We start from the raw sequence: 13,745 nt of genomic DNA, 5'->3' as shown, positions 1-13,745 counted from the left end.
CGAGAGCGCCGGAAGCGGTCCTGAGGCGGGTCAGGGTGCAGGCAGCATCCGCACAGGTGACGCGGGCGAAAATTAAAATTTGGATCATATGTGGCATATATGAACTGCTTATATGTTCTGATACCAAGGCTCGCACAACTCGATCCGTAGCGAATCGCGGCGCCGATCCCTCAACGGTCGATTCCGTTCCGTAACCAGCGCTGAATGGCTTGAAGGGACGAAAATGTCGTACTTGCTGGCGGTTCCGCAATTGTTGACGTCGGCGGCGTCGGACGTGGCGGGCATTGGCTCAACGCTCGATGCGGTCACTGCGGCGGCGGCGGCCCAAACCACCGGAATGTTGGCCGCCGCCGAAGATGAGGTGTCACTGGCGCTGGCATCGCTGTTCAGCTCGCACGGGCAGGCCTTTCAGCAACTCAGCGTTCAAGCGGCGGCGTATCACAGCCAGTTCGTGCAAGCGCTGAACGGTTCGGGGAGCGCTTTCGCGCTGGCCGAGGTGGCCAACGCGCCGATGTTGCAGACCATCGCCGACGACATCCTCGCGGTGATCAACGCGCCCACCAACCTGCTGCTGGGAATCCCGTTGATCGGCAACGGCACCGACGGTGTGGCCGGGACCGGGCAGAACGGTGGGCCGGGCGGATTGTTGTGGGGCAACGGCGGTAACGGCGGGTCGGGCTCGACTGGGCTGCCAGGCGGACGCGGCGGCAACGCCTTCTTGTTTGGCAACGGTGGCCGGGGCGGCGCCGGGGGCACTGGCTTTACCGGCAGCACGGGCTCGGCGACTGGGGCCACCGCGGGTGGCACCGGTGGCAACGGCACGGCCGGCGGCGCCGGGGGAATTGGAGGCCTGTTCTACGGAAATGGCGGCGCCGGCGGCATCGGCGGCTTCGGCGGCGCCGGCGGAATGGGCGGGGCCGGTGTTGCCGGTAACACCGCTGCGCTCAACGGCACCAACGGTGGCCAAGGCGGCGAGGGCGGCCAGGGCGGGGCCGGCGGCCACGCGAGCCTCCTGTTCGGCGGTATCGACGGCAACGACGGCGCCCTCGGCGGTGGCGGCAAGGGCGGTGTGGGCGGTGCCGGCGCCAACGACAACGGGGTCACCGCTGCCGGCATTGGTGGCAGGGGCGGTGACGGCGGTAGCGGCAGCAGCGGCGGTATCGGTGGTGCCGGCGGTGCAGGCGGCGCTGCGGGCGCCGCCGGCGACGGCGCCCACGGCGGCAACGGCGGCACCGGTGGGAATGGCATCACTGGCGGAGCAGGTGGTGCGGGCGGTGATGGCGGCGCCGGCAGCGACACCCACGGCTCCGGCAGCGGCGGCAACGGTGGTGACGGCGGCATCAGCAGTGCCGGCATCGGGGGCGCGGGCGGCAACGGCGGCAACGGCGGCACCGTCTTGACGAGCACCACCGTCAACAACGTCAACTTGATCGCCGGTGACGGCGGCAATGGAGGCAACGGCGGCATTGGCCCCATCGGCGGCAACGGCGGCAACGGCGGGAACGGCGGTTCCGCGACCCTCAACGTCCCAAATCAAAATACCCAGGCGGGCGCCGCCGGTGGCGGTGGCGGCGGCGGCGGCGTCGGTGGCGACAGCAGCGGCGACGGAGTCGGTGGCAACGGCGGTAACGGTGGGGCCGGAGGTGCGGCCACAATCAAACCCTTCAACCCCTCCGGCGCGCCCATCATTGGCTTCGGTGGCGGTGGTGGCGGCGGCGGGACCGGGAGCCCCGGCACGACCGGAAATTATGGTGGCGCCGGTGGTGGCGGCGGTGCTGCCTTTGCCAGTTTTCAGACTGACATCAGTCCAACCGGTGGCACCGGAGCCGATGGCGCCGGCGCCGGCGGCGGCAGTGGCGGCACGGGTGCCTCCCTCACCGGCAAGGGTGTCGGCGCGGCCGGCGGCGGTGGTGGCGGCGGTGGCGGCATCCTCGGCGGCACCGGCGGCGCCGGCGGCGCCGGCGGAAATGTCGACACCGGTTTCGCCTCGGGCAAACCTGCCGGCGGCCCGGGCGGAACGGACGGCGGCAACGGCGGTCCCGGCAACACCGGGGGGACGGGCAGCGGCGCCACGGGCGGCGGTGGCGGAACGGGCGCCGGCAGCGGCTTGGGTGGCGGTGGTGGTGGCGGTGCCGCCCTCGATTCAGCTTTTGTCGGCAGCACCGGCACCGAAACCGGCGGGCACGGCGGCAACGGCGGCTAGTCGCAGCGCCTTTCGTCAGTCGAGCTGGGCGCCGGGGTGTGGCGAGCAGACGCAAAAGCCCCCTGATTCGGCACGAATCAGGGGCTTTTGCGTCTTCTCGCGCAACTGACCAGGTACGCCAGCGCGTGATCGGTGTCCGGCGGTAGGTCGTCGGCGGGCCACCAGCTCAGGTCGACCGACTCGTCGCTGACCACGATCCGCGCCTCCGGCGGCGCGTGCGCGACGAACTGCAGGTCCAGGTGCCGGGTCGGCACCCCCAGCGAGCACGTCACCGGGTGCACGTGCAGCGCAACGAGTTTGGGCTCGACACGCAGGCCGCCGATGCCCGATTCCTCGGTGGCTTCGCGCTCGGCCGCGGCCAGGATGTCCTCGTCACCGGGTTCACAATGCCCGCCCAATTGCACCCAGCGGCCCAGCCGCGGGTGCAGGGTCAGCAGCACGCGGGTGCCGCCGTCGTCGAGCACCACGGTCGAGGCGGTGATGTGGCCCGGTTCGCACTCGCGCAGGCAGGCGTCTTCGCGGGCCAGCACGAACGCCAGCACGGCATGCCGCAGCGAATCCTGGCCCGGGTCGGGAGCCGGCCACTCGCGCAACATGGTGATCACCGAGTCCCGCAGGCTCGCGGCGCTCATCGGGACCGCCGCCGCGTCCGGCGGTCCCGCAGCGCCACCCACGCCGCTCGGCACTGCGCCACCGTCTGCGCCGGCCAGCCCAGTCCGTCGATCAGCACCCGTCGGTCCACCACATCGAGCGCCTTTTCGATCTCGTTGGCGCGCAACAGCAGATCGACGTCGGTGGCCAGGTCCGGGTCGGCGCAGGACGGCGGCGGGATGGGCAGCCGCTCGGCTTCGGCGGGCTCGAGCTCCAAGATGCCGCCGCCGTAGCTGCGGCCCATGATCTCGGCGAACGCGAACGTGGCGCTGTTGTGAAAGACCGCTGCCAGTGCGCGCGGGTCGGTGCCGGGCCCGACCCGGACCCGGTGCACGGTGTCGGTGCTGGTCGCCGCCGCTGCGTTCACCGTCAGCCGCGGCGCGAGGTGAATCTGGCGCAGCATGAACAGATCCGGGGTCCACAGCGACGGTGTGATCCACCAAGGCTTGCGCAGCGAGCACTTGTACCCGCGGTGCACCCCGGCCGCTTCGCCCGCCTCGATGTGCGCCCGCAACGCGGCGTCGCCCGGCTGCGCGGCGGCGTGCAGCAGCCAGGTCCGGTGTCCGGCCTCGACGTCGCCGGCGCGGCAATCGAGGTCATAGACCAGCCCGGACAGCTGGGCGCTGCGCGACACGAGCGGGACGCAGTGCGGCGTCAGCTTCAGGTCGCGTGCCTGGGTCTCGGTGAAGGTGAAGAAGCTGTTGCGGCCCGTGACGATGCCGACGTCGACGGCGGCCACGCTGCTGACCGTGGTCAGCGTGCCGGCGGCCCGGACGGCGCGCAGCGTCTGGACCTGGGCGGGGTCGAGGAAGTAGGTCGTCCACTTCTCCGCCGTATGCGACAGCGCGGGCGCCGACGGCACGTCCAGATCGGCGCCGGCCAGCGCGTCGGCGTCGTCCAGTTGCACCGTGCGGATGTGCGCCGGGGCGCCGGAGGTTCCACGTCCCACGACACCGCAGAACAGCACCACCTCCTGCAGCACGCCACCGAACACCAGGCGCCGGAAGCTCACTAGGGTGATCTCACGGAAGCGGCTCACCAGAAAATCGCGCAGTTGTGTGGCGTAGGAGACCTGCAACAGCTCGGCGGGCAGCACCAGTCCCACCCGGCCGCCGTCCCGGACCAGGCCGGTGCTCGCCACCACGAACGGAACCCAGGCATTGGTGAGTTTGGTGGGGCGCAGTCCTTCGCGCCGCAGCAGCTCCAGCGCCGGGTCGCGCTGGTCGGCGGGCCAGTTGCCGAACCGGATGTAGGGCGGGTTGCCGGCCACTCCGTCCCAGTCAGAGCCGCCGGACCAAGTGAACAAATTCCCGATGTCGACCGGCGCGAACAGGCGCGCCTTGGCGGCCTCGGCGGCCACGAGCTCCACGCCGTGCGCCCGATCGGTGCGGGCCGCCAGCTCGCGCAGGATGCGGCCGTCACCGCATGACGGTTCCAGGATCCTCGGCCCGGCCTGGGTAACCCAGTCGGCCAGGAAGCGGGCGATCGGGGCCGGGGTGTAGTACCCCCCGCGGATCTTGTCCGCCGAAGCCGCCGCCTTGCCCGCGAACGTCGTCATCTGCGGATCAGCAGATCCCCGACGGGTACCGGGTCGCGTAGCCCGGTCGGCTCCGCGGCGTAGCCGACGGCGACGGCGCCCAGGGGCTGCCAGTCGTCGGGCAGTCCGAGCTCCGCGCGGACCAGGTCGGCGGCGAAGATCGTCGACCCGATCCAGCAACTGCCCACCCCGCGCACGGCCAGCGCAACCAGCAGCGCTTGCACGGCGGCGCCGACGGCGACGGTGAACATGGTGTGCTCGGCGTCGGTGCGCGCGGCGTCGGGGTAGCTGTGGGCACCGTCGGGTACCAGCATCGGGATGATGACTTCCGATGCGTCGTAGAGGATTTGGCCCCGCGCGACCCGCCGCTCGACGGAGTCGGCCGGCCTGCCGTCGGCGGTCAGGTCGGACCGCCACTTGTCTTTCATCCGATCCAGCAGCCGGGTGCGCAGCTCGGCGGTCTGCAGCCAGACGAACCTCACCGGCCGGGTGTGGTGCGGGGCCGGGGCCGTCAGCGCCTCGGCGACGGCGGCCTCAACGAGCTCCGGCGGAACCGCCTGGTCGCTGAACCGGCGCACCGATCGGCGCAACAATTGCGCCTGTCGGCGGCCGAGGTCGATGGCTTCGGCGGTACCGAGCCAGAACAGGTCCTCCTGGCCGGCCCGCACCAGCTGCCTGGCCGTCGAACCGTCGTCGGCGGCGTCGAGGCCGCGGACCACCGCCACCGGCATCGCGGTCAGCTTGCCCTTGACCAGGTCTGCCGCAGCGGCGATTTCGTCGGCCACGGCGATCTCGGTGACCACCAACGGATTGCCGTGCTGGTCGACCGCGCCCGAATAGTTATGCAGCACAGCCAATCCCGCGGAACCGATGGCGGCGTCGGTCTGGCCGTTGCGCCAGGCCCGGCCCATGGTGTCGGTGATGACCACGGCGACGGTGACGCCGAGGCGCTCACGCAGCCCGGCCCGCAGTGCGGCAGCGCTGGCATCAGGATCGAGAGGCAGCAGCGCCAATTCACCACGGCCGACATTGGATCCGTCGACGCCGGCGGCGGCTTGGACCAACCCGAGCCGGTTCTCGGTGATCAGTGTCCGCTCCTTGCGCGCCAGCACGCGCACCGCCTCGTCCTCGACGAGCTTGCGGCGCAGGCGGTCTCGTTCCTCGTCATCCTCGGGCGCGGCCACCAGCCGGCCCTCGCACTTGGACACCACCTTGGAGGTGACCACCACGACGTCGCCGTCGCGCAGCCACGGCGCGGCGGTGCTCACGGCGGCGGCGAGGTCGTCACCGGGCCGGAACTCAGGAAGTCCTGCGACGGGCAGGATTTCGACCGCTGCGGCGCTGCCGTGCTCGCCGATAGGGGGAAGGCTGGGGCCGGTCAAGTCGGCACGCCAGCGAGTTCGAGTCCGGCGCGCACCATTTCCGCGGTGGCCTTAGGGTCGGTCATCAACAACGGTATGGATCGCACCGCGACCCCGTCGATGTCGGCCTCGTCGCCCTCATGCACAAGCCAGCAGTCAAGTATCCCGGTGCCGCTGCGGGCGCCGAAATGCCGGCCGACGGCTTGCGCGGTGGAGTCCACCCCGATCACCGACAGGCAGGCATCGGCCATGCCACGCACCGGTTTTCCGCCGATGATCGGGGAGTAGCCGACAACCGGCGCGGCGGTGGCCCGCAGCGCGGCGCGGATGCCGGGCACCGCCAGGATGGCGCCCACGCTGACGACCGGGTTGGACGGCGCCACCATGACGACGTCGGTGTCGGTGATCGCCGCCACCGCTTCGGTTGTGGCCGTGGCTTTTTCGGCACCGACAAAGGCAAAGCTGTAGGTCGGCACCTGAGCCCGGTAGCGCACCCACCACTCCTGGAAGTGAATGGCACGGCGAGCGCCATCGGGTTCATCGCTGATCACCACGTGCGTCTCGCAACGGTCGTCGCTGGCCGGCAGCAACTGTGCGCCCGGCTGCCAGCGGTCGCATAGCGCGGCCGTGATCTGGGTCAGCGGATAGCCGGCATTGAGCATCTGAGTTCGCACCAGGTGAGTGGCCAGATCACGGTCGCCCAACCCGAACCAATCGGGCTGTACCCCGTAGCGGGCCAGTTCCTCTTTGGCATGCCAGGTTTCGTCACGGTGACCCCAGCCTCGCTCCGGATCCACCCCACCGCCCAGGGTGTACATGCAGGTGTCGAGGTCCGGGCAGACCCGGACACCGTGGATCCAGGCGTCGTCGCCGACGTTGACGACGGCGTTCAGAACGTGGTCGTTATCGTCGCCCTGAGCAAACTGGCCAAGACCGAGGAACTGCTGGACCCCGAGCAGGAAACGGGCGCCCCCGACGCCCCCGGCCAGAACGGTGATCCTCACATCGCAGGACAGTACCCCGCCGAGTGTGGCAAGCTGATCCCGGTAACCACTGTGGCGCAAGGGACTTGTGATCAATTTGTGTTCGACACGCCAGAGTCCGACCGCAACAGAATCGCCGAAAATTGATTACGAGATGGTATGGAATCGCGCCGAAGTGCTTGACCAGGGTCAGCAACCCGTGTCTAATCACATCAGTGTCATTTCCCGGTTGGCCGGCCGGTTCCGGTGTCGCAGACCGAGATTCGATCACTTGTTCGAATTGGGTATCTGTACATCAAAACAGTGGGAAACCATTTCACTCTCTACAAGTGAGGAGGCGGAGGCATGTCCTATGAGTACCTTCGGGGCGTAATGGGAAGCACACCGACCACTCTCGACTCTTCTGTCACAGTGCTCAAGCCAGCGGCACCTGTGCGTCCTCATTTGAGCGTGGTTCCCGATGCGCCTGTCGCATTCGAGCCGGAACCACTCCCCGAAGTGCCCGCCGACCAATGGCAGGACAAGGCGCTCTGCGCCCAGACCGACCCCGAAGCCTTCTTCCCGGAGAAGGGCGGCTCCACCCGCGAGGCAAAGAAGATCTGCCTTGGTTGCGAGGTCCGGCATGAGTGCCTGGAGTACGCCTTGGCGCACGACGAGCGGTTCGGCATCTGGGGCGGCCTCTCCGAGCGGGAGCGCCGTCGCCTCAAGCGCGGCATCGTCTGACCGCAGGCCCGACAGTCAGTCGTCGATCGTGGGGTCGATGACCGAGGGCTCCACGTCCAGATAGATCGCCACCTGGGCCACCAGGATTTCATGCAGCAAGTCACCGAGCTCCACGGTGTCTTTCGCCCGTCGCTCAATTGGCTTGCGGAACAGCACAATTCGCGCACGCGTAGCATTGCCGCGGACGTCGACCCCGGCCGGGATCAGCCGGGCCAGTGCGATTGGCCCGTCGGCGATGACCTCTGGCGGCCACTGCACATTCTGCGGGTCCTTCGCGGCTATGCGCGGGATCTCGTCGACCGCGACGTCGAGTTCGCCGACTCGCTCCTGCCAACGCCGCTCAATGGGTTCGTAAGCCTCCAGCACTGCCATGTCGAACCGCTCGGCCCGGCTGCGCCAGCCCGGCACCGACGGAGGCAGCAACGGACCGCGCAGGTCGCGCCCGCGCCGCCGGCCACGCCGAGACACCGGTTTGCCCCCTGGCCGTCCCCGTTGACCGAAGCCGCGGGAATCGCTCACGCGCCGATGGTAACGGTTACACATCGCACCCGCCGATGCGCGTGTCCGGCGCTTGCGCAGCGTTTGCGCGCGATAGCCTTTCGAGCGTGAACGTACCCCGTCGCTGCTGCCGGCCCGGGTGTCCGCACTATGCAGTGGCAACGTTGACGTTCGTCTACTCGGACTCGACGGCGGTGGTCGGCCCCCTCGCCACCGCGCGGGAACCGCACTCGTGGGATCTGTGTGTCAACCATGCCGGCCGCATCACCGCGCCGCGCGGCTGGGAGCTGGTGCGCCATGCCGGACCGCTGCCCACCCATCCGGACGAAGACGATGAACTCGTGGCACTCGCCGACGCGGTGCGCGAGGGTGCCGCCGGCACGGCGCGCACCGGCGCGGCCGTCAACGGCTTCAGTGCCTACGACGGATTCGACGAAGTCCCACGTGCGGGTGCCGCCGTCGACACGCATCTGCACGGCGCCGGATCTCACGCCACCGCGCCCGGCGGTGGTCTGCTGGCGCCGCCCGAACACCGCAACGGACGCCGACGTGGCCACCTGCGGGTACTGCCGGATCCCCCTGGCTGATTCCCGACCGTTGGGGTCTGCGACTCCGTCGGGCCGATAGGCTGGCGGCGAAAGAGTCGAAGAGTTCCAGGTCGTCAGGAGCACCGCAGAATGTCGTGGCCCGCGGAGGCTGTGCACAGTGTCATCAAGGCCTATGACGTGCGTGGACTGGTAGGCGAACAGATCAACGAGGCCTTCGTCGGCGACGTCGGCGCCGCCTTCGCACGGTCGATGCGCGGCGAGGGAGCCGGCCAGGTGGTCATCGGCCACGACATGCGCGACAGTTCGCCGGCACTGGCCGCCGCCTTCGCCGACGGGGTCACCGCCCAGGGACTGGACGTGGTGCGCATCGGTCTGGCATCCACCGACCAACTGTATTTCGCTTCCGGACTGCTCAATTGCCCCGGCGCGATGTTCACCGCCAGTCACAATCCGGCGGCCTACAACGGCATCAAGCTGTGCCGCGCTTCAGCGCTTCCGGTCGGCAAGGAGACCGGGCTGGCCGCGATCAGTGAGGACCTGATCGCCGGTGTCCCGCCGCACGACGGGCCGCGTGGAGCCGTCACCGACAAAGATGTGCTGGCCGATTACGGCGAGTTCCTGCGTTCGCTGGTGAAGACCGCCGGCCTGCGTCCGCTGCGCGTGGCGGTGGATGCCGGCAACGGCATGGCCGGTCACACCACGCCGGCCGTGCTGGGTGCCATCGACTCGATCACGTTGCTGCCCTTGTACTTCGAGCTGGACGGCTCCTTCCCCAATCACGAGGCCAACCCGCTGGACCCGGCGAACCTGGTGGATCTGCAGAACTATGTGCGGCAGACCGGCGCGGACATCGGGCTCGCCTTCGACGGCGACGCCGACCGGTGCTTCGTGGTCGACGAGCGCGGCGAGCCGGTCGCGCCGTCGACGGTGACCAGCCTGGTGGCGGCCCGTGAGCTCGGCCGCGAGATCGGCGCCACGGTGATCCACAACGTGATCACCTCCCGCGCGGTGCCCGAGCTGGTCGTCGAGCGCGGCGGCACGCCACTGCGCTCCCGCGTCGGGCACTCCTATATCAAGGCGTTGATGGCCGAGACCGGTGCGATCTTCGGCGGGGAACATTCCGCGCACTACTACTTCCGCGACTTCTGGGGAGCGGACTCCGGCATGCTGGCGGCGCTGTACGTGCTGGCGGCGCTCGGCGAGCAGCACCGGCCGCTGTCCGAGCTGACCGCCGACTACCAGCGCTATGAATCCTCCGGTGAAATCAACTTCACCGTCGCCGACGCACCGGCTTGTGTGGACGCCGTCCTGAAGGCGTTCGCCGGCCGGATCCAGTCCATCGATCACCTGGACGGGGTGACGGTGGACCTGGGTGAGGACAGCTGGTTCAACCTCCGCAGCTCCAACACCGAGCCGTTGTTGCGGCTGAACGTGGAGGGGCGCAGCATCGAGGATGTGGACGCGGTGGTCGAGCAGGTCAGCGCCGAGATCGCCGCGCAGTCGGCTGCCCGCGAAGGCGCCCCGTGAGCGCCATCGGCGCCGTGGACCTCGAGGACGCCGACGGCCTGATCGCCGCCGATCGGGACGGACTGCTGCGGGCCGCGTCGGGCGCTGGGGCCCAGGTACGCACCGTGGCAGCCGCGCTCGAGGAAGGCGAGCTGGATTCGTTGCGCGGTGCCGATCGGGTCCGCAGCCTGATCTGGGTGGCCGGACGCGGCACCGCCGAGACCGCGGGCACGCTGCTCGCAGCGACGTTGGCCACCGCGGCCGCCGAGCCGATCGCGCTGGTCACCGAGGCGCCCCCGTGGGTCGGTCCGCTCGATGTCATGGTGGTAGCCGGTGACGATCCCGGTGATCCCGCGCTGGTCGGGGCGGCCGCCACCGGCGTACGCCGCGGGGCGCGGGTGGTGGTGGTGGCTCCGTACGAGGGCCCGCTGCGCGATTCCACCGCAGGCCGCGTCGGGGTGCTGAGTCCGCGGCTGTGGGGGCCCGACGAGTTCGGCTTGTGCCGCTATCTGGCCGCCGGGCTGGCCGTCCTGCAGACCGTCGACCCCAAGCTGCGCATCGACCTGGCTGCCCTGGCCGACGAGGTGGACGCCGAGGTGCTGCGCAACAGCGCGGCCCGCGACCTGTTCACCAACCCGGCCAAGACACTGGCCACCCGCATGTCCGATGCGCAGGTGGCCCTGGCCGGCGACAGTGCGGCGACGCTGGCGCTGGCGCGGCACGGCAGCTCGGTGCTGCTGCGGGTCGCCCACCATGCCACCGCCGCCACCGGTCTGGCCGATGCGGTGGCCGCGCTGCGCGACGGCCCACGTGGTTTCGCCGACCCCACCGACGCGCTGTTCCACGACGAACAGATCGACGGCCCGTTGCCGAGCAGGTTGCGGGTGCTGGCGCTGACGCTGGCCGCCGAGCGGACGGTGGTGGCCGCGCGCGTGGCCGGCCTGGACGACGTGTATCTGGTAGGGGCGGAGGACATCCCGGAGGCTCCGGCGCCGACCGCGGTTCAGCGCGCCGAGCAGCAACTGGCAGTATTGGCCGTTCGGCTGGAGATGGCTGCGGTTTACCTGCGACTGGCACGGGGATAGTTAGATAGTGGAACTTCTACGCGGAGCGTTACGGACGTACGCCTGGGGATCCCGCACCGACATCGCCGAATTCACCGGGCGACCGGTGCCGGCCGCCCACCCCGAGGCGGAACTCTGGTTCGGGGCGCACCCCGGCGACCCAGCCTGGTTGGCCACCCCGGACGGCGAGACGTCGCTGCTGGCCGCGCTGGCCGAGGACCCCGAGGGACAGCTGGGTTCGGCGGCCCGCGAGCGGTTCGGTGACCTGTTGCCGTTCTTGGTAAAGGTGCTGGCCGCCGATGAGCCACTGTCCCTGCAGGCTCACCCGAGCGCCGCGCAGGCGGTCGAAGGTTATCGGCGTGAAGAGCGGATGGGCATTCCGGTGAACTCGCCGGTGCGCAACTACCGCGACACCAGTCACAAGCCCGAGCTGCTGGTGGCCCTGCAGCCGTTCGAGGCACTGGCCGGCTTCCGGCAGGCGTCTCGCACCAAGCAGCTGCTGCAGGCGCTCGCCGTCTCCGACCTCGACCCGTTCATCGAGCTGCTCGGCGACGGTTCCGGCGTCCACTCCGATGCCGACGGCCTGCGTGCGTTGTTCACCACCTGGATCACCGCTCCCCAGCCCGACATCGACGTACTGGTACCGGCCGTGCTCGACGGCGCCATTCAGTACATCAGCTCGGGCGCAACGGAGTTCGCCGCCGAGGTGAAGACGGTGCTGGAGTTGGGCGAGCGCTATCCCGGCGACGCCGGGGTGCTGGCGGCGTTGTTGCTCAACCGCATCACGCTGGCGCCCTGCGAGGCGCTGTTTTTGCCGGCCGGCAACCTGCACACCTACCTGCGTGGATTCGCGCTGGAGGTAATGGCCAACTCCGACAACGTGTTACGCGGCGGCCTCACGCCCAAGCACGTCGACGTGCCGGAGCTGTTGCGGGTGCTGGACTTCACGCCCACCCCCGAATCGCAGCTGCGCGCCCCGGTGCACCGCGACGGCCTGGAGCTGCTCTACGACACCCCGGCCGACGAATTCGCGGTGGCGCTCCTGGTGTTCACCGACGACGACCTCGGTCACGAGATCGACGCCTCGTCGCGCCACGACGGCCCGCAGATCCTGTTGTGCGCCGAGGGATCACTGACCGTGCACGGTAAGTCCGGTTCGCTCACCCTGGACCGGGGCGCGGCTGCGTGGGTCGGCGCCGACGACGGGCCGATCCGGTTCTCCGCGCAGGAGCCGGCCAAGCTGTTCCGGGCTACCGTCGGGCTGTGACGGTCCGCCGGTCCGGGAGTCGTTCTTTCTGCTCGCCCAGCCACAGCCGCATGTTGTGGGCGATGGTGCGGCCGAAGATCCGCGCCGGCGGGATCATGTAGAGGCTGTCGAGCAGGGAGAAGCGGCGCAAAAACCATTCGGCCAGAACGGGATCCGTTTCCGCGGCGCCCAGGAATTGGTCGAACAGCGATCCCGCCGACTTCCACCAGCGCGGTTCGGGGTCGGCGGTGGCGTGGTGGAAGGTGACGTCGCCGATCGCGTTCATCATCCACACCGGGAAGGTGGTCTTGGCGGTCAGCCGGTTGAGTTCGGCGGCCAGGCTGCCCTCGTGCCCGCCCCGGATGGTCTCCAGCGCGCGCCGCAAATGGCCCGCCTGCAGCGACGTCATCGTCATGCCCTGCCCGAAGGTCGGGTTGAAGCTGACCACCGCGTCGCCGAACGGGACGATCCCCTCCGGAAAACGCTCGACCTTGTGGTAGCGGCGCCACCTGCTCACCGGGAAGGCATGAAACGCCGGTTCGCCGAACGGTTCGGCCTGCAGCAGAGCCGCGTGGAAGTGCGGTGGCAGCAGTTCTTCGACGAGCTTGAGCATCTCGGGAAACGTCCGCGGGGGCTTGACGTTGGCCACCCCGAAGGTGGTCAGCACCCAGGTGCGGTCCTCGTAATGCAGCATGCCCATGCCCAGCGACTTGTCGTGCGACGCGCCCGCGACAACGACCTTCTCCTGGATCAGGCCGTCGGGGATCCGGAACTGGTGGGAGGCGTAGTGGATGCCGATATCCACCGTTGCCTCCGGCGCGCGCTGATACCCCCACTGCTCCAGCCAGACCGGCAGGCGGGTGCCCCGGCCGGCGGCGTCGACGACGAGGTCGGCGGCGACGAATTCGGGCTCGGCGCCGGGTGTGCCGGGATCCAGCAGCACACCGGTGACGCGCTGCAACGCCGGCTCGAAGCGCGGCTCGGCCACCAGGCGTTGCACGATCTCGACGTTGTTGATGTCGAGCACCCGGCGCCGGATCTGCCACTCGAGATGCGGCCGGCTGGGCACGTAGGCGGTGAATTCGTCGCGCAGGGTGTGGCCGGTCCCCAGCACGTGCCCGGCGGCTCCGAGGTGGATGCAGTCCGGCCGGTTCTCCAGCATCGGCACACCCGCGGCCACCATGTCGTCGAGCAGACCGGGGAAGTGGCTTTCGAATTCGTTGGCCCCGCGCGCCATCAGCATGTGCAGATGCCGGTCCTGCGGGACCGTCGCGCGATTGGCCGGTTCGCTGGGCAGGTCGTCTCGCTCGTAGACGGTCACCCGGTCGAAGAAGTCCGATAACACCCGCGCGGCACACAATCCGGCGATGCTCGCGCCGATGACTACCGCATGATCTTTGTTCCCTACGCTCCCCACCATTTTCG

At 69.6% G+C, this 13,745-nt stretch carries 12 protein-coding genes; 6 read left to right on the top strand and 6 right to left on the bottom strand.

The features are described from left to right. Positions 1 to 223 precede the first annotated feature (223 nt). Complete coding sequence (locus A5645_RS29105) at positions 224 to 2,203, top strand: PE family protein (protein WP_065129996.1); 1,980 nt, start codon at positions 224 to 226, stop codon at positions 2,201 to 2,203. Positions 2,204 to 2,280: 77 nt separating this feature from the next. Here A5645_RS29105 and A5645_RS14390 read toward each other — a convergent pair whose 3' ends face one another. From A5645_RS14390 to cofD, 4 genes are read right to left on the bottom strand one after another with little or no spacing between them, the layout of a single operon-like run. Then, on the bottom strand, positions 2,281 to 2,835 hold the full coding sequence (locus tag A5645_RS14390; protein WP_065130062.1) for an NUDIX domain-containing protein: 555 nt from the start codon (positions 2,833 to 2,835) through the stop codon (positions 2,281 to 2,283). Beyond that, on the bottom strand, positions 2,832 to 4,412 hold the full coding sequence (locus tag A5645_RS14385) for an Eco57I restriction-modification methylase domain-containing protein (protein ID WP_065129994.1): 1,581 nt from the start codon (positions 4,410 to 4,412) through the stop codon (positions 2,832 to 2,834). Before A5645_RS14385 ends, A5645_RS14390 begins: the two co-directional genes overlap by 4 nt. Continuing rightward, positions 4,409 to 5,749, bottom strand: coding sequence for a coenzyme F420-0:L-glutamate ligase (locus A5645_RS14380; protein WP_253867006.1), 1,341 nt, complete (start codon positions 5,747 to 5,749; stop codon positions 4,409 to 4,411). The genes A5645_RS14385 and A5645_RS14380 overlap by 4 nt, the downstream gene beginning before the upstream one ends. A gap of 20 nt (positions 5,750 to 5,769) precedes the next feature. Beyond that, positions 5,770 to 6,756, bottom strand: coding sequence for a 2-phospho-L-lactate transferase (gene cofD, locus A5645_RS14375; protein WP_065129990.1), 987 nt, complete (start codon positions 6,754 to 6,756; stop codon positions 5,770 to 5,772). 351 nt (positions 6,757 to 7,107) lie between these two features. On the opposite strand from cofD, the gene A5645_RS14370 reads away from it, so the two are divergent. Further along, positions 7,108 to 7,458 (top strand): WhiB family transcriptional regulator, encoded by a 351-nt coding sequence (locus tag A5645_RS14370; RefSeq protein ID WP_081288361.1) that lies wholly within the window; start codon positions 7,108 to 7,110, stop codon positions 7,456 to 7,458. A gap of 15 nt (positions 7,459 to 7,473) precedes the next feature. On the opposite strand, the gene A5645_RS14365 is transcribed toward A5645_RS14370, so the two are convergent. Further along, the gene (locus tag A5645_RS14365) at positions 7,474 to 7,893 is read right to left on the bottom strand and encodes a metallopeptidase family protein (protein WP_065037384.1); all 420 of its coding nucleotides are present in this window, start codon (positions 7,891 to 7,893) and stop codon (positions 7,474 to 7,476) included. A 170-nt stretch (positions 7,894 to 8,063) separates the two neighbouring features. Here A5645_RS14365 and A5645_RS14360 point away from each other — a divergent pair, with 170 nt between their 5' ends. The 4 genes from A5645_RS14360 (at position 8,064) to manA (ending at position 12,341) form a co-directional block, all read left to right on the top strand. Next, positions 8,064 to 8,543, top strand: coding sequence for a DUF3499 domain-containing protein (locus A5645_RS14360; RefSeq protein ID WP_216638316.1), 480 nt, complete (start codon positions 8,064 to 8,066; stop codon positions 8,541 to 8,543). Between the two features lie 90 nt (positions 8,544 to 8,633). Then, complete coding sequence (locus A5645_RS14355; RefSeq protein ID WP_065129986.1) at positions 8,634 to 10,031, top strand: phosphomannomutase/phosphoglucomutase; 1,398 nt, start codon at positions 8,634 to 8,636, stop codon at positions 10,029 to 10,031. Then, positions 10,028 to 11,095, top strand: a complete 1,068-nt coding sequence (locus A5645_RS14350; protein ID WP_065129983.1) for a TobH protein — start codon at positions 10,028 to 10,030, stop codon at positions 11,093 to 11,095. Before A5645_RS14355 ends, A5645_RS14350 begins: the two co-directional genes overlap by 4 nt. Before the next feature lie 7 nt (positions 11,096 to 11,102). Beyond that, a complete protein-coding gene (manA, locus tag A5645_RS14345) occupies positions 11,103 to 12,341 on the top strand; it encodes a mannose-6-phosphate isomerase, class I (RefSeq protein ID WP_065129981.1) in 1,239 nt (412 codons plus the stop codon). On the opposite strand, the gene A5645_RS14340 is transcribed toward manA, so the two are convergent. After that, a complete protein-coding gene (locus tag A5645_RS14340; protein WP_065129979.1) occupies positions 12,325 to 13,740 on the bottom strand; it encodes an FAD-dependent oxidoreductase in 1,416 nt (471 codons plus the stop codon). The two genes, manA and A5645_RS14340, sit on opposite strands and share 17 nt — an antisense overlap. Positions 13,741 to 13,745: the final 5 nt, after the last annotated feature.

Origin of the sequence: Mycobacterium asiaticum (assembly GCF_001673635.1) — a bacterium.
GTDB classification, from domain to species: Bacteria; Actinomycetota; Actinomycetes; order Mycobacteriales; family Mycobacteriaceae; genus Mycobacterium; species Mycobacterium asiaticum_C.
The sequence above is the reverse complement of the archived record's forward strand: the minus strand, read 5'-3'. Positions and strand labels throughout refer to the sequence as shown.

What these genes read in the sequence shown, in the direction of transcription:
- A5645_RS29105 (WP_065129996.1), top strand. Translation starts at nt 224, where the DNA reads ATGTCGTACTTGCTGGCGGTTCCGCAATTGTTGACGTCGGCGGCGTCG.
- A5645_RS14390 (WP_065130062.1), bottom strand. Translation starts at nt 2,835, where the DNA reads ATGAGCGCCGCGAGCCTGCGGGACTCGGTGATCACCATGTTGCGCGAG.
- A5645_RS14385 (WP_065129994.1), bottom strand. Translation starts at nt 4,412, where the DNA reads ATGACGACGTTCGCGGGCAAGGCGGCGGCTTCGGCGGACAAGATCCGC.
- A5645_RS14370 (WP_081288361.1), top strand. Translation starts at nt 7,108, where the DNA reads ATGGGAAGCACACCGACCACTCTCGACTCTTCTGTCACAGTGCTCAAG.
- A5645_RS14355 (WP_065129986.1), top strand. Translation starts at nt 8,634, where the DNA reads ATGTCGTGGCCCGCGGAGGCTGTGCACAGTGTCATCAAGGCCTATGAC.
- A5645_RS14340 (WP_065129979.1), bottom strand. Translation starts at nt 13,740, where the DNA reads ATGGTGGGGAGCGTAGGGAACAAAGATCATGCGGTAGTCATCGGCGCG.